This window comes from Psychrobacter immobilis (assembly GCF_003148585.1).
Taxonomy (GTDB): domain Bacteria; phylum Pseudomonadota; class Gammaproteobacteria; order Pseudomonadales; family Moraxellaceae; genus Psychrobacter; species Psychrobacter immobilis.
In genome coordinates this window covers 143,989-160,268 of sequence record NZ_QGGM01000004.1, presented here as the reverse complement: position 1 = coordinate 160,268, position 16,280 = coordinate 143,989, and the positions used below count along the sequence as shown (strand labels likewise).

At 37.6% G+C, this 16,280-nt stretch carries 12 protein-coding genes; 4 read left to right on the top strand and 8 right to left on the bottom strand.

The genetic code is table 11. From position 1 onward, the window contains the following. The coding region (gene galE / locus C8D84_RS05470) for a UDP-glucose 4-epimerase GalE (RefSeq protein ID WP_109590645.1) at positions 1–1,022 on the bottom strand (1,022 nt) is incomplete at its 3' end. A 161-nt stretch (positions 1,023–1,183) separates the two neighbouring features. Between galE (C8D84_RS05470) and C8D84_RS05465 the strand changes: the two genes are divergently transcribed. From C8D84_RS05465 to C8D84_RS05450, 4 genes are all read left to right on the top strand, one after another. Beyond that, on the top strand, positions 1,184–2,167 hold the full coding sequence (locus C8D84_RS05465; protein ID WP_109590643.1) for a capsular polysaccharide export protein, LipB/KpsS family: 984 nt from the start codon (positions 1,184–1,186) through the stop codon (positions 2,165–2,167). 48 nt (positions 2,168–2,215) lie between these two features. Continuing rightward, a complete protein-coding gene (locus C8D84_RS05460; protein ID WP_109590641.1) occupies positions 2,216–3,475 on the top strand; it encodes a nucleotide sugar dehydrogenase in 1,260 nt (419 codons plus the stop codon). Between the two features lie 3 nt (positions 3,476–3,478). Next, on the top strand, positions 3,479–4,570 hold the full coding sequence (locus tag C8D84_RS05455; protein ID WP_109590639.1) for a glycosyltransferase family 2 protein: 1,092 nt from the start codon (positions 3,479–3,481) through the stop codon (positions 4,568–4,570). A 242-nt stretch (positions 4,571–4,812) separates the two neighbouring features. Further along, the gene (locus C8D84_RS05450) at positions 4,813–5,025 is read left to right on the top strand and encodes a helix-turn-helix domain-containing protein (RefSeq protein WP_157292339.1); all 213 of its coding nucleotides are present in this window, start codon (positions 4,813–4,815) and stop codon (positions 5,023–5,025) included. A gap of 465 nt (positions 5,026–5,490) precedes the next feature. Here C8D84_RS05450 and C8D84_RS05445 read toward each other — a convergent pair whose 3' ends face one another. The 7 genes from C8D84_RS05445 to odhB form a co-directional block, all read right to left on the bottom strand. Continuing rightward, positions 5,491–8,370, bottom strand: a complete 2,880-nt coding sequence (locus C8D84_RS05445; protein ID WP_109590635.1) for a glycosyltransferase — start codon at positions 8,368–8,370, stop codon at positions 5,491–5,493. Between the two features lie 18 nt (positions 8,371–8,388). Next, positions 8,389–9,783 carry a hypothetical protein gene (locus tag C8D84_RS05440; RefSeq protein WP_060490207.1) on the bottom strand — a complete coding sequence of 465 codons (1,395 nt, stop codon included), beginning with the start codon at positions 9,781–9,783 and terminating at the stop codon, positions 8,389–8,391. Positions 9,784–9,838: 55 nt separating this feature from the next. After that, a complete protein-coding gene (gene galE, locus C8D84_RS05435; protein ID WP_109590633.1) occupies positions 9,839–10,864 on the bottom strand; it encodes a UDP-glucose 4-epimerase GalE in 1,026 nt (341 codons plus the stop codon). Positions 10,865–10,963: 99 nt separating this feature from the next. Further along, on the bottom strand, positions 10,964–11,839 hold the full coding sequence (gene sucD, locus C8D84_RS05430) for a succinate--CoA ligase subunit alpha (RefSeq protein ID WP_045455414.1): 876 nt from the start codon (positions 11,837–11,839) through the stop codon (positions 10,964–10,966). A 152-nt stretch (positions 11,840–11,991) separates the two neighbouring features. Beyond that, positions 11,992–13,158 carry an ADP-forming succinate--CoA ligase subunit beta gene (gene sucC / locus C8D84_RS05425; protein ID WP_109590631.1) on the bottom strand — a complete coding sequence of 389 codons (1,167 nt, stop codon included), beginning with the start codon at positions 13,156–13,158 and terminating at the stop codon, positions 11,992–11,994. 156 nt (positions 13,159–13,314) lie between these two features. Continuing rightward, entirely contained in the window at positions 13,315–14,769 is a 1,455-nt protein-coding gene (gene lpdA, locus C8D84_RS05420; protein ID WP_109590629.1) for a dihydrolipoyl dehydrogenase, read from the bottom strand. A gap of 221 nt (positions 14,770–14,990) precedes the next feature. After that, positions 14,991–16,232, bottom strand: coding sequence for a 2-oxoglutarate dehydrogenase complex dihydrolipoyllysine-residue succinyltransferase (gene odhB / locus C8D84_RS05415; protein WP_055123664.1), 1,242 nt, complete (start codon positions 16,230–16,232; stop codon positions 14,991–14,993). Positions 16,233–16,280 lie beyond the last annotated feature (48 nt).

The following is a 16,280-nucleotide window of genomic DNA, read 5'->3' as shown; positions in this document are numbered from 1 at the left end:
TTATAACCATTCGGATTCATACTTTGCCAACGCCAGCTATCTTGGCACATCTCAGTAATTGATAATTTTGCTTGCCACTCTAACAGGTTTTTCGCTTTATCAGCACTGGCATAGCAGCTTGCTATGTCACCTGCGCGGCGTTCTGCAAATTGATAAGGAATTGATTGTCCAGAAACGTTAGAAAATGCTGTTACTAACTCTAATACAGAAGTCCCTTTACCAGTGCCTAAATTAATGGGTAAAAATCCTACTGGTGCTACTTGTCGCTCTAAATAATTTAACGCAGCGACATGACCTTGCGCCAAATCAGTAACATGGATAAAATCACGCACGCCAGTACCATCAATAGTTGGATAGTCATTACCAAAAACATTAAGTTTGGCAAGCTTACCAACAGCGACTTGCGAGATATAAGGCATCAAATTATTTGGGATATCATTAGGGTCTTCGCCAATCTGCCCTGACAGATGTGCCCCTACTGGATTAAAGTATCTCAAAGGAATCAGATTCCAACTGTCATCTGATACGGCAAGGTCTTCTAATATGTGCTCGACGGCAAGTTTGCTTTGACCATAGGGATTGGTACAAGAACGCGGTGAATTCTCGTCAATAGGCAGCGATTCGGGGTCACCATAAACTGTTGCTGATGATGAGAAAACAAGATTTTTGACATCATACTCAGCCATCACTTCTAGCAAGGTAATGGTACCACTGACGTTGTTATTGTAGTATAGCAATGGCTTGGCAACAGATTCGCCAACTGCTTTTAGTCCAGCGAAGTGAATCACGCCGAAGAAATGATGAGATAAAAATACTTGTCTAAGTGACTCAGCATCGCGAATATCGCCTTCGATAAACTCAATAGGCTGACCAATGAGAGCTGAGACACGATTGATGGCTTCACGACTACTATTAGATAAGTTGTCGTAAACTACAATCTCATAACCAGCTTCATGCAGTGCGATACAGGTGTGTGTGCCAATATAGCCCGCACCACCCGTGACTAGTATCTTGTTTTTCATAATATCGATCCATTATTTTTCGAAGTTATTATTTTTCGAAGTAGGTATTCGTTTTTACTCGTAAATGCAACTATACTGGGAACGATAAAACATTGCCAACGTAAATACCCCAATCATGCCTATCTGCCCTCTCGCTATCAAACTAAGCAAGCCAACATATTATGAAATTTAACGCTTACATCCGACCGCTATTATCAGGTTATTATAAACATAATCGTCAGCCAAAACAGCGTTTGGCGTTAGTCGTTGGTATGCTGCCATGGCAAGACTTGGTTGATGACTGGGTATTGGAGTCATCACATGTTCAAATACAACGACATTTTGATATGCGCTACTTTGACATATGGTTAAAGCCATTTATCAAGCGTGTAAACCCTGTTATCTATATTTGGGGTTATAAAGCGCCTGAGTATTTTATTGATTACATCCGCAAGCAAGGTCTAGACATTTTCTTTTTAGAAGATGGTTTTATTCGTTCAGGCCCTGACGATGAATCAGGCGCTCCACCGCTGTCTATTGTAATGGATAGCCAAGCGCCCTACTTTGATACCACTCGCCCAAATGACTTAACTGACCTCATAGCAAACTTTGATTTTGAGCAGGATGGTTATGATGAGGCGTTGGCACAGGAGATGCTGGATTATTACGTTTCTCATCGGGTGAGTAAATACAACCATCAGCCTTATGTCAATGTCATACCACTATATGGCGTTAAGAGTAAAAAACGTATATTAGTATTAGGTCAAGTGCCGCATGATGATTCATTAAAATATGGTGGCGGTATTGGTATTACGTTGCTTGATGTGGTCAATCAAGCAATTGAAGAAAATCCTGACGCACAAATCATTGTGAAACCACATCCAATGACACTCGATGATTTATCTATCGTCCATATACTCACTGAGCTAGATTGTCTTATTCTAACCCAGTCTATTCATTTGGTTGATGCTTTAAAGACTATCGATCACGTATATACCATTACATCATTAGGTGGGTTTGAAGCTTTGCTAAGAGGCAAAAAAGTCACCGTATTAGGGCGACCTTTTTATAAAGGTCTATGCAATGATGATGTAAAATCAAACACACCATTACTTTCTCAGCTATTTTATATCTGCTATTATGCCTACAATCTTAATTATCACTAAAGTAGCCAAACACTCTTATCTAATTAATTCATACCAAAAGGTCATTCGATGAATTCCAAAAAAATCGCCATTATAGGGTTAGGTTACGTAGGTCTACCACTAGCTTGTGCGTTTGCAAAAAAATATGACGTTATAGGCTTTGATATAAATGAAACACGTATTAACGAGTTATCTAATAATATTGATAAAACTAGAGAAGTGACCAGCGAATACCTCAAAAACACTTCTCGTCTTACTTTTACTTCTGACTCTAATGACCTAACCGCAGCGAACGTATTTATCATTACCGTACCAACACCAATTGATGATAATAACTTACCAGATTTATCCCCATTGGTTAAAGCTTCGCAGATGCTAAGTAAAATTATTAAGCGAGATGATATCGTTATCTATGAATCAACAGTATATCCAGGTGCTACAGAAGAAGTTTGTATTCCTGAGCTAGAAAAATCCAACTTAAAGTTAAATATAGATTTTGGTGTTGGTTATTCTCCAGAACGTATTAATCCAGGCGACAAACTGCGCACAGTAGAGAACATATTAAAAGTCACTTCAGGTTCAAACCCTTACTACACAGACATAGTGGATGAATTATATAGCTCAGTAATTACTGCTGGCACATTCAAGGCTTCCTCTATAAAAGTCGCAGAAGCATCTAAAGTTATTGAAAACACTCAGCGTGATGTCAATATTGCTTTGATAAACGAATTGGCCCTTATTTTCAACGAAGTTGGTATCGACACTCATGAAGTCATAGAAGCTGCTGCTACTAAATGGAACTTTATCAAGCTTATGCCTGGTTTAGTAGGTGGGCATTGTATTGGCGTAGATCCTTATTACTTGGCACACAAAGCATCATCTTTAGGATTAAATCCCAATTTAATTTTGACTTCTCGCGCAATCAACAACTCTATGAGTAAATTCGTTGCCGAACAAACCATCAAAAAGCTTATCTCATATGGGAAAAATATCAAAGATGCCCGTATTTTACTTTTAGGTGTTACCTTTAAAGAAAACTGTCCAGATGTCAGAAATACCAAAGTAACAGATATTGGTATTGAACTTGAGAAATATGGGGTAAGAATGACTTATTCCGATCCTTGGGTTACTGAAGAAGACTGGAGTAGCCTAGATGTTGATTATGTCGATTATAACGACATTCGAGAAAATAGTTTTGACGCTGTTATTGTAGCCGTTAATCATGCAGAGTTCATTGGTGAAGACGACAAGATAAATAGTTTTTGTACCAAACCAAAAGTAATCATCGATGTTAAAGGTGCATTAGTGAACCCAGATTGGCGTTTATAGTCTATGAGTACACTTCTAAAAGAGTTTGATCACCATGTTCAGGCTCAGCAATACGCCAGCGCGGACGCTCTAGTTGAGAGCCTTCTACAGACTGACTGTATTGCTAGCTTGGAAAGAAAAGATGCACTTCAATTTCTATATAGAATAGGTTATGTCTATCCTGAATTAACTCTAGAATTAAGTAAGCAAAGAGATGATATCCCTAGACCATTTAAAGATACTTTAAGAATAGCTTTAGGAGATATTCCTCCTCTACGCTTTTATAACCAAGCTGATACACTAGTCGCCATAAAAATTTCTCTCATGCGACATAAACCGTTATGGGCAAAAATACTCATTTATAGGTTTTACCATCAGTACGGGCTACAACCTATCGATCTAGTTAAAAACAATAAGATTACCATCGGTAATAATCGTAAAAAAGTTAAGAAAATTCATAATGCTCAGAAAGTCAGCATTATAGTCACTACCTATAATTCTGCAGCTTTTATCGAAAACTGTATAGACTCTTTATTGAATCAGTCAATTAAAAATATTGAAATTATTGTAGTAGATGACGCTAGCACTGATGATACTGTAGATATCCTCAAGAAGTATTCAACGATAAAAGTTATTAAACTTTCAGAAAACAATGGCACATACCATGCTAGAAATATTGGCATAGAGCAATCAACCGGATATTTTGTAACATTCCAAGATTCAGATGATTGGTCACATCCTGAGCGTTTAGAGTTACAACTTAAAGAGCTCTTAAATACATCTACTGCTATTGCTAGTTTCTCACACTTTTTTAGAGTTGATCAATCATCTGGCTTACCAACTTGTAGACAAAACTATCCATTATTGCGTCTTAACCTTTCCTCAATGATGATATCACGCTCTATTCTAAACAAACTAGGGAAATTTGATTCGTCAAAAAGGATTGAATCAGATAAGAAGTTATTCGAGCTCATAAAGTCTAGCTATAACGATGGTTCTATTGTATATATCAGAAAACCTCTTGCTATTGGGCTATACAGACATGATTCTTTAACTACAGCTCAATGCTCTGGATTTGATAAATATGGCTACTCGAAGATGAGATACCTCACATAGTTAATTCAAAACAGTAAAAAGTACAAGACTTCTCACTAATACAGGATATAATTCTTATCTATAGATAAATGATTTGATTACATTTAGCATTAGGCCTCTTGCAAACGTAGATTCAGATCTCAGAGTATATAACTGAACCCTAAATACTTAAAAGATATACTAAACTACTTGAACAGAATGATGTAGGTTTTAAACGTTATACCAGCATTTATAAAGCCAATTTTGAGCAAATGCTAGAAGCCATGCAAGAGCATGAAGCTTCCAAGACCAAATCAGGTCGTTTAAGTGCTCTTAGCTTAGAAGCGCAGATTTTACTAGCAATGACCTATTGGTATGAATACCGAACCCTTTATCATATTGGTATGCACTTTAACGTTCATGATTCCTCCGCCAGTCGTATTGTCAGAAAAGCAGAAGACACCCTTGTTAACTCAGGCAGATTTGACTTGCCATGAGAACTGCCACACAGTAAGCCTGAGGATATCAATTGGTCAGCGGTCATCATCGATGCCACTGAAGCACCCATTGAACGTCCAAAAAAAACCAAAGTAAGCACTACAGCAGAAAAAAGAAACAATATACCTTAAAAGCTCAGATAATCATACAGTGGCAAATAGGTCTGATTAAGTTGTTTAAGATCGTCGCTCAGCGCTATCGCAATCGACGTCAACGTTATGAGTTAAGAATGAAACTGTTCGTAGGATTAGTAAATTTCAAGCTTAATCTATGACTTTTGCAAGAGGTTTAATATAGACTCTAAAAATTTTATGACTGTTTTTCTTCAGATTAATGATATATCTTATATTTTGTTTATAACTATATCACCTCATGATAAATAGTTATCTAATGCATAATAAAAAAACAATAAGATCTAGCAACACACTATGAAGAAGTATAGTGTACTGCTAGATCTTCTCACATTAATTTTTGTAACCTAATCCTAAAATACTCTTGTTAAGCTGCCTAGCCAGATTAGCAGAACTAAATTTATTTTTTGCCAATTTTATATTCTCATTTCTAAAATTAGAAATACATTCTCTATTAAGACTTAGAATATGCTGTGCATATAAATTGATTTCTGTTTCAGAATATTCTAAATTTTTCATATCCTTTCTTTGTTTTATGGGAATCAATTTTGAATTAAATTCCTTTAAAGTAATATTGATAGCGGGGAACTGAGGATAAATGCAATAAATTCCTTTTCCTAATTGCTCCAACATAGTGATGGGCAAGCCTTCTGATGGTGATAAGTTCACTGCTACATCTATGACATTGTAAAAATCTTCTAACTCTTTGCCTAATAACTCTCCAAGATAAATAATCTTTTTATTATCTTGAAGAGTTAATAACTTCTGTTCAAATAATTTAAAATAGTTAGAGTCTTCCACCCTATCTGACTTACCACCTACTATTATAAAATATATATCTTTTCTCTGTTTAGTAACAGTTTCTGCAAGATCAACTATATTAAGCAAGTTTTTATCTTTAGCTACTCTCCCAATGTATGATACAACTAATGCATCTTTTGGAATTTTTAATTTTCTTCTAAGTTCTAAATTTATATTTTCATAGTATTCAAACGAAAAATCATGATTCAAGGTGTTATTTACAATATTAACTTTATCAGTTGAAACACCTGCATTGACCAAGTCTTCTTTGATATAATTATGAATAGCAATGTAACGATGAGTGAAAAAACGGAATTCTTTTTGATATTTTATAATCCATTCTACATCCGAATGCATAATTGTAAGATAATAAAAGTGTTTATTATAAGACATCTTTTCAAAGAGCTTATCATTATAAGCATTACAATTATAAATATAATTGCCATCTTCTACTTCATTTGCAAAATTATTAAATTCGTCTTTTTCTTCAAAGAAATTGGGTACATAATGCGTTTCAAAGTTGTTACTTAAATATTTATCCAAATAGTAGCCACTACCTACAGACCAAATAACAATATCAAAACCTATTGTTCTTAAAGCATAAGCATGATTAAAATGAACATATTCAGCTCCTCCTATATGATTATTATGTATAATCATATGTAATTTAGGCTTTAATTCACTTTTCTTATATTCAAATATAGAACTTCTAGGAATATATGATAGATTAGATCTATCCTTCAAAATAAAGTCTTTAAAGCTTTCTTTTGAATCCTCACTTAAGTCGACTTTAAACTCGTTAACTATTCGCTCACTATCTAACGCTGGTTTATAGTCATCAAACTGAAGAGTAATAAAGCTAGGTGAGTTCTTAATATCATACAAGGTGTTTATGTTATTGAAACCCGCTCTACATGCCCTAACTGCAAAATCAATATGCCCATATCCCTTAAAACCAAAACTCTTAGTATCAAACCAACCTATCTTATTGACTACATCCATGTTGAACGCTAGGAAAGCACCTTGTGAATAATAAGCACTAGAATAAGATATACACTTATCTGTAGTGCTTTTCACCTTGGCGTCTCTCCATTTAGTTTGGTAATTACATAAAAATCCAAACTCATTCATTCCATCTATATATGCGTTATCCCAGCCTTTTTTAACAAAGATGACATCATCATCACATTTAAAAACATAATCTGGTTTTATTTTATTTATTCGATCTAATATAGCATTAGTACCTTCATGTACTCCTTTCCTATTATTATAAATAATATGAATCTCAGTACCAACAATATTAATATTTTTAAGATACTCAATAGTCCCATCTGTAGAGCCATCATCATTTATTATGAGATGCCATTTATAGTATGGATTTCTAGTTGACAACCAAGTTTTTATAAAAACCTCAAGATAGTCTAGCCTATTATAAGTAGTAACAGCCAAAACAACTTCAAATTTATTTTTTTCACTAGAGTAGTACTTTGTTTTAAAATCGTCTTCTGGATGCCATTGATGATATAAGCCAGCAGCTTGAGCCCTAATAAAGCTATCTCCAAGCTGATCTTTCATATGATTATCTTCTGAACCCCACGATCTTTTCTCCCACCAGCTAATTTTCTCTGAAATCACTTTAGGTATAACAAGATTGCCCCACCCTTCATCTCTTATCCAACCTTCTTTATTATAAGGAGTGTAGTATGAATAACAAATAGGGAAGAATGGTTTTTGCTTGTCATAAGCATACTGCAAACTCTGAATCAAAAATTCTTTAGAAATAAGCATATCAGCGTCTGTAAAAAATAATATATCTCCAGTCGCCTTCTCTGCTGCTATATTTAAACCTCTACCTCTACTAAAAGGTTCATCACTCTTAATTACTTTTGCTTCAATTCCTTCTCTAACCCCTACAATTTCGTTTATCCAATCTTCCGGAGGATGATCATCTGAATTAAAATCAACAATAATTATTTCCAAGCATATACCATTAATTTTCGAATCGACGATACTTTTAACAAAGTTCTTTAAAAGATCTAACTGGAAGTTCATAGGATTTTTTTTATAGGAAGTAACAAAAGTTTTATTTTTAGTAACCCCATCCCAACTTACATTAACACAAGATCTGTTTTTTACTGAAATACAAAAGGTAAATTTAACATTATTCCATTTTTTTAATATAATTTCATCTAATTTTACCTGTAAATCTAAAACCTCATCTAAATCTGACTTTATTAAAGAATCAGACGCAATTTTTCCTAGATAATTTGGAAGACTATTAAAACAAAGTAAGTAACTAATATAATAATCTTTGAAATCAGGATTACTTTCAATTAAGCTCTCTAATAAGCTCATGACTTCAATTTTTTTATTACTTCTTATTAAACTATTTACTTCTTTTAAATTACTCATAAAACATCCCTAATAAAATTATTTTTTCTTAAAATTTTTCACTTCTTTAATCATTTTAAAAGGAAGTATTATGAAATTTATTGGTGAATCAAAGCTTTCAACAAAAACCTTACCTATTTTATAAGATAGATGTCTCTTAACTTTCTCTGCCTCAACTGAATCAGCATACATTTCTATACTTGAAGGTATACTTTTATTAGACTTGAAGTTCTTATGCTCATGTAATAAAGAAGCTGGCAGCTTTACAATACCTTTAACCGATTTAGAGTGTGTTATTATTGTAGAACCAAGTATATATGGTAATTCTTTTTTAAGAGCTTCTGCAGCACCCTTCGGATAAATTTTGTTACTATTACTTACTATACTTTCCTTAGTATTACCTAAATTTAAATAATACTCCTCAATTTTCTCTTGCGCTAATTGTAACTGCTCCATTAATAACTGGTTAGTTACTTCAAGCTCATTAGTACATTTATTGGTATCAATTTTTTTCTCGGATGTACGCCTATCTAAAATATTCTTAATCTCAATATATTTTTTTTCTATTTCTTTCTTATCTTTATTTACTTCATCTAATGTTTCTTTTAAAAAACTATTATCAACCTGTTGTTCATGATATTTTTCAGCTAAATCAGATTCCTGCAAATGGTTTAGTAAACTAACTAAACTATTTATATTGGTTTTTTTAAGCTTATAAATTGAATTACTATCCTTAATGGCTGCTTTATCTAATAAAGCATTAAATAGTCTAATTACCTCTGGATATTGACTCAATACCTCCTCAAAAACATGATCTTTTACTATATTAGACTGATGATCTAGACTGTGCTTACTGTTATCCTCAATCTGATTTGATACTTGCCAGCTACTCTTAAGTTGCAAGGTATTAGCAATCGTTTTCAGTTTTTCGCTTAGTTTACTGATGCTATCGATAGCACACTTTCCTTCTATCAATAACGCTTTATTTTGATTATTTTCTAGGAAATCTAACATATTCTGATGATAACTCACCCAATCACTCATAATTTGATTAAGTAAGTCTACTGTCATTGCTTGACTTGAAATTTGATTTAGTAGATTACTTGGATGGTCAAATACAAGAATAAATATTACATCAGATGCTGTTTCTTGCCAATACTCTAACGCCATTAGATTTTTTTCAGACTCCCAACCCCAATTTTCGAAATCTAAATTAGACAGTAAAAAGTCAGTCATGACATTATCAATCAATTTATTATTCGTAACAGCTGTACTATTTCGTGATATTACTTTAAAAATAGTATCTGCAATCTGCTGGGAAGTTAATTGATGAGTATAGCTATGTAGAGGCTCACTCAACCCTCTATTATATAGTTTTTGCATTAATAGCTTGGAGTTAGAAGAACGGTGTCCAGTTTGAATGATAATACTCATATGATTGTCTCTTTTAAATAATAAAATGGTAGATTAATAGATAGAATAAAGATATTTACTTATAACCATTCGGATTCATACTTTGCCAACGCCAGCTATCTTGGCACATCTCAGTAATTGATAATTTTGCTTGCCACTCTAACAGGTTTTTCGCTTTATCAGCACTGGCATAGCAGCTTGCTATGTCACCTGCGCGGCGTTCTGCAAATTGATAAGGAATTGGTTGTCCAGAAACGTTAGAAAATGCCGTTACTAACTCTAATACAGAAGTCCCTTTACCAGTACCTAAATTAATCGGTAAAAATCCTACTGGTGCTACTTGTCGCTCTAAATAATTTAACGCAGCGACATGACCTTGCGCCAAATCAGTAACATGGATAAAATCACGCACGCCAGTACCATCAATAGTTGGATAGTCATTACCAAAAACATTAAGTTTGGCAAGCTTACCAACAGCGACTTGCGAGATATAAGGCATCAAATTATTTGGGATATCATTAGGGTCTTCGCCAATCTGCCCTGACAGATGTGCCCCTACTGGATTAAAGTATCTCAAAGGAATCAGATTCCAACTGTCATCTGATACGGCAAGGTCTTCTAATATGTGCTCGACGGCAAGTTTGCTTTGACCATAGGGATTGGTACAAGAACGCGGTGAATTCTCGTCAATAGGCAGCGATTCGGGGTCACCATAAACTGTTGCTGATGATGAGAAAACAAGATTTTTGACATCATACTCAGCCATCACTTCTAGCAAGGTAATGGTACCACTGACGTTGTTATTGTAGTATAGCAATGGCTTGGCAACAGATTCGCCAACTGCTTTTAGTCCAGCGAAGTGAATCACGCCGAAGAAATGATGAGATAAAAATACTTGTCTAAGTGACTCAGCATCGCGAATATCGCCTTCGATAAACTCAATAGGCTGACCAATGAGAGCCGAGACACGATTGATGGCTTCACGACTACTATTAGATAGATTGTCGTAAACTACAATCTCATAGCCAGCTTCATGCAGTGCGATACAGGTGTGTGTGCCAATATAGCCCGCACCGCCCGTAACTAGTATTTTGTTTTTCATAAATTTATTTTCGAGACAAAAAAAGACACCCCATTGTAGGGGTGTCTTTGTTTCTTTGCAATGCAGTTTTGGTAGTTAAACTGTAGACTTATGCCTATCTTACCAACCAGTAACTTCTTTTAACTTCTCACCAAGCTTAGATGGGTCACGCGTATACGCGATACCAGCATCTTCAAACGCTTTGAATTTCTCTTCAGCAGTACCTTGACCGCCAGAGATGATAGCGCCGGCATGACCCATACGCTTGCCTTCTGGAGCGGTAACACCAGCAATATAACCAACGACTGGCTTAGTCACATGGTCTTTAATATAAGCGGCTGCTTCTTCTTCAGCAGTACCACCAATCTCACCGATTAAGATGATCGCTTCAGTTTGTGGATCTTCTTGGAACAGTTTCAATGCGTCAATTTGGTTCATACCAGGGATAGGATCACCACCGATACCGATACAAGTTGACTGACCAAAACCAAGCTTAGTGGTCTGAGCAACGGCTTCATAAGTCAATGTACCAGAGCGTGAGATGATACCCACTTTACCTGGCAGATGGATATGACCTGGCATGATACCAATTTTGCACTGACCTGGCGTGATAACACCTGGGCAGTTAGGACCAACCATGCGTACGCCTTCAGCTTCTTCGATATAACGTTTTGCTTTTAGCATGTCTAAAGTAGGCACGCCTTCAGTAATAACGATAATCAATTTAACACCAGCATCTACCGCTTCAACGATAGAATCTAGTACGAATGGTGCTGGGACATAGATAACAGAAGCGTCAGCTTGGGTGGCTTCCATAGCTTCTGCCATCGTGTTGAATACTGGTAGGCCTAAATGCGTTTGACCGCCTTTACCTGGCGTTACGCCACCGACGACTTTAGTACCGTACTCAATCGCTTGTTCAGAGTGAAACGTACCATTTTTACCAGTAAAACCTTGTACCAATACTTTGGTATCTTTATCGATTAATACACTCATTATTTATTCCTTGTATTCGGTTGTCTTGCAATAGCCACCTGATGATGTATTATCCATTAAATATTAATGATAAATTTATATCAACAAGCTGCTATTACGCGTTGACTACTATGCTTAAGCACGTATATTTAAAGGACTATGCCTCAAATATATTAAGCTTTAACAGCATCGACAATTTTTTGAGCCGCATCTGATAAGCCTTGGGCAGAAATCAATTTCAGACCAGACTCTTCTAGGATTTGCGCACCTTTTTCAGCATTGTTACCCTCTAGACGGACAACAACAGGTACTTTTACGTCAACTTCTTTGATAGCAGCGATAATCGCTTCTGCAATCATGTCACAACGTACGATACCACCGAAGATGTTGATTAGAACGCCTTCAACGCTGCTGTCTTCAAGGATAATCTTGAATGCTTCAACAACGCGATCTTTAGTTGCGCCGCCGCCAACGTCCAAGAAGTTAGCAGGCTTGCCGCCATACAATTTGATGATGTCCATGGTTGCCATTGCAAGACCAGCGCCGTTAACCATACAACCGATATTGCCTTCTAAAGCAACATAGTTTAGGTCAAACTCAGCCGCTTTAAGCTCACGCTCGTTTTCTTGAGTTTTGTCTTGTAGTGCCGCAATTTTAGGCAGACGATATAGTGCATTTGAATCGATACCAATTTTGCCATCAACACAAACGATTTCGCCATTTTCGCGAACAGCCAATGGGTTGATTTCCATTAGAGCAAAGTCGTTTTCAACAAATGCTTTATAAGCACCAGTCATTAATTTAACGAACTGGTTGATTTGCTTACCTTCTAGACCAAGTTTGAACGCAACATCGCGTGCTTGGAAAGGCATTAGACCAACTAAAGGATCAACATGTACTTTAAAGATTTTTTCTGGTGTCTCATTTGCGACTTCTTCGATATCAACGCCGCCTTCAGTTGATGCCATGAACGTTACGCGACGCGTAGAACGATCAACGACTGCACCAAGATATAGCTCAGTTTGTACTGGATACATATCTTCTGCAACCAATACGAAGTTAACTGGTTGGCCATCAGCGTCAGTTTGGAAAGTAACCAAATTGGTACCGATGAGCTCTTCAGCAACTTGCTTGGCTTCTTCACGAGTTTTAACCAGCTTTACGCCACCCGCTTTACCGCGACCACCAGCATGTACTTGCGCTTTAATAACCGCAATGTCTGTTGGCGTTTTATCAAAAGCAGCAGCAGCTTCGTCGCCGTTATGGGCAATGATGCCTTCTTGAATCGGCAAACCGTAGCTTTTTAATAGCTCTTTTGCTTGATACTCATGTAAATTCATTGATTGTATCCTTTATTTTTTACAATTAATAAAAAGTGAAAACAAGTGCGCGTATATACATATTAGACAAGCATATGGCGCACTCATGACCGTGGTGGAAGCCATAACAACCCCACCGCGATCAGGTTATAAGTTGGTACTGATCAAAATAACGACTTATTTCTTACGCTTTTTACGCTGAATGGCGTGAATAGCACGGCCATCAGCAGACAGAGCAGCTTCATGCACGGCTTCTGAAATGGTTGGATGAGCAAAGGTCATCAATTGCAAATCTTCGATACTAGAGACAAATTCCATCGCGATCATACCCTGATGGACGATATCACCAGCACCAGCAGAGATAGCATGCATACCTAATAGGCGATCTGTTTTAGCATCAGCCACGACTTTGATAGAGCCTTCTGCTTCGCTTTGAGCCAATGCACGGCCGTTCGCTGCTAGGTTGAATGAACCTGTTTTGACTTCGTAGCCAGCTGCTTCAGCTTCTTGCTCAGTCAAACCAACCCATGCGATTTCTGGATGGGTATAGATGACGTTAATGATCGTGTCATAATTAACTTGGGCTTTTTCACCATGAATGCGCTCAACGGCCATCATGCCTTCTTCCATCGCTTTATGTGCAAGCATTGGACCACGAACCAAATCACCGATGGCATAAACACCATCAAGATTGGTTTTACATTGATCATTCACGTCGATAAGACCACGTTCAGTCAATTGAATGCCACTGTCATCACCAAGTAATTTTTCAGAATAAGCACGGCGACCAACACAAACGATCAGTTTGTCGAAGCTTTCTTCAGATGACTCGCCTTTGGTTTCGCTCGTGACAACAACTTGATCGCCTTTGACTTCAGCATTGGTTACTTTGGTATCAACACGGATATCAAGACCTTGCTTCTTAAGCATTTTACCCGCTTCTTTTGCGATATCTTTGTCAGCAGCTGCTAAGAAACTTGGCAACGCTTCATAAACAACCACTTCAGCGCCTAGACGACGCCATACTGAACCAAGCTCAAGACCGATAACACCAGCACCAATCACGCCCAAGCGTTTAGGTACAGCAGTGAAATCAAGGGCGCCAGTAGAGTCAACGATGCGATCGCCATCAGTTTTAGCAACTGGGATATCGATCGGCACAGAACCTGCCGCAAGAATCACGTTTTTAGCAGTGATGGTCGTTTCTGCTTCATCTGCAAGGGCAGTAAATTTAACTTTTTTATCAGCGCCTTTGCCGTCTTCTAACGTGCCCCAGCCTTGTAGCCAGTCAACGCCATTACCTTTTAATAATGCTGCAACGCCGCCCGTCAATTGCTTAACGATACCTTCTTTGCGTGCAATCATTTGCTCAATATCAATAGCAACGTCACCAGTGCTGATACCATGTTCAGCAAGGTCATGCTTAGTCGCTTCGTAACGATGCGAGCTATCAAGTAATGCTTTTGATGGAATGCAACCAACGTTCAAGCAAGTGCCGCCAAGTGCTGGCTCACCTTTATAAACGCGTTTTTCGATACAAGCAACGCTCATACCTAACTGACCTGCACGGATAGCGGCTTCATAACCACCAGGACCGCCGCCGATGACGACTAAATCATAATTGTCTTTCATAGTACGTTCCTATTTCTAATTATCGTTCTAATTGTAGATATCGTTTAAACTGAGGATTGTCTCGTTAATAAATATGCCATGTTTTGGTTCAATTTTTTTCGCTTTACGGTAAATACACCACATCAGCGAAACATTCTCATTTATTAATAAACAACGAGCACCACTGTTTAGACTAAAGTTAAAAAGCTTGTATCAGCGGTTGCCAATACAAGCTTAAAAGCTTACAGGTCTAGTAGCAACATGGCTGGATCTTCAACCAATTCTTTGATGGTTACTAAGAACTGTACCGCTTCTTTACCATCAATCATACGATGGTCATAAGACAATGCAAGATACATCATCGGTAGAATTTCAACTTTACCATCAACAGCCATTGGGCGGTCGTTGATCGCATGCATACCTAGGATAGCTGTTTGTGGTGGGTTCAAAATAGGTGTTGACATCAATGAGCCAAATACACCGCCATTTGAAATAGTGAAAGTACCACCAGTCATGTCATCTAGACCAAGTTTACCTTTTTGAGCCAAGCCACCAAGCTCACGAATGCGGCTTTCGACGTCCGCCATGCTCATGCGATCGGTATCACGTAGTACTGGAACAACCAAACCACGGTCAGATGATACAGCAACACCGATATCGTAGAAACCATGATAAACAATGTCATCACCGTCTAGTGAAGCGTTTACTGCTGGGAAGCGTTTAAGTGCTTCGGTTGCCGCTTTCACGAACAATGACATAAAGCCTAAACGTACGCCATGACGTTTTTCGAACTGGTCTTTATATTTAGCGCGCATGTCCATTAATGGCTTCATGTTCACTTCGTTAAACGTCGTTAGCATCGCCGTTTCTTGTGAAGCTGCTAGCAGACGATTGGCGACTGTCTTACGAAGACGAGTCATTGGCACACGTTTCTCAGTACGCTCACCCATTGATTCAGCCACTGGACGGCCGCTATCAGATTTGATGCTGCTGTCTGCTTTCAATGTTGGGTTAGCCATATCCGTTTTGGTCACACGGCCGCCGCGACCACTGCCTTCCACTTCTTTAGGATCAACGCCAGACTCTTTCGCTGCTTTACGCACTGCTGGGCTTTGATCTTTATGATCCGCTTCGTCTTTTTTATCTGTTGCTTGGACAGGCTCGCCACCATCTGCTGCTTGCTTAGCTTGTACTGGCGCTGCTGGTTGATCTGGATCTACCGCAGGAGCACTATCTGCACTGGCGCTTGCACCAGCTTCGAATTGACCAATGATCTCGTCAGACAACACGGTATCATCAACCTGCTTAACGATTTTGGTCACAACGCCGTTATCAGGCGCCACAACTTCTAATACGACTTTATCAGTTTCGATTTCAGCCAATAGGTCATCACGATTGACTTGCTGACCTTCAGTGACATGCCACTCAACGATAGTACCGTCGGCAACTGATTCTGGAAAAACGGGGGCTTTGATATCAGCCATCGATATACTCCTTAGATTGGGATATTCATATTTGTTATTAAGTCGTGA

Coding starts and splice junctions, on each gene's coding strand:
- galE (WP_109590633.1), bottom strand. CDS start 10,864: ATGAAAAACAAAATACTAGTTACGGGCGGTGCGGGCTATATTGGCACA.
- C8D84_RS05445 (WP_109590635.1), bottom strand. CDS start 8,370: ATGAGTAATTTAAAAGAAGTAAATAGTTTAATAAGAAGTAATAAAAAA.
- lpdA (WP_109590629.1), bottom strand. CDS start 14,769: ATGAAAGACAATTATGATTTAGTCGTCATCGGCGGCGGTCCTGGTGGT.
- sucD (WP_045455414.1), bottom strand. CDS start 11,839: ATGAGTGTATTAATCGATAAAGATACCAAAGTATTGGTACAAGGTTTT.
- C8D84_RS05465 (WP_109590643.1), top strand. CDS start 1,184: ATGAAATTTAACGCTTACATCCGACCGCTATTATCAGGTTATTATAAA.
- C8D84_RS05440 (WP_060490207.1), bottom strand. CDS start 9,783: ATGAGTATTATCATTCAAACTGGACACCGTTCTTCTAACTCCAAGCTA.
- sucC (WP_109590631.1), bottom strand. CDS start 13,158: ATGAATTTACATGAGTATCAAGCAAAAGAGCTATTAAAAAGCTACGGT.
- odhB (WP_055123664.1), bottom strand. CDS start 16,232: ATGGCTGATATCAAAGCCCCCGTTTTTCCAGAATCAGTTGCCGACGGT.
- C8D84_RS05460 (WP_109590641.1), top strand. CDS start 2,216: ATGAATTCCAAAAAAATCGCCATTATAGGGTTAGGTTACGTAGGTCTA.
- C8D84_RS05455 (WP_109590639.1), top strand. CDS start 3,479: ATGAGTACACTTCTAAAAGAGTTTGATCACCATGTTCAGGCTCAGCAA.
- C8D84_RS05450 (WP_157292339.1), top strand. CDS start 4,813: ATGCAAGAGCATGAAGCTTCCAAGACCAAATCAGGTCGTTTAAGTGCT.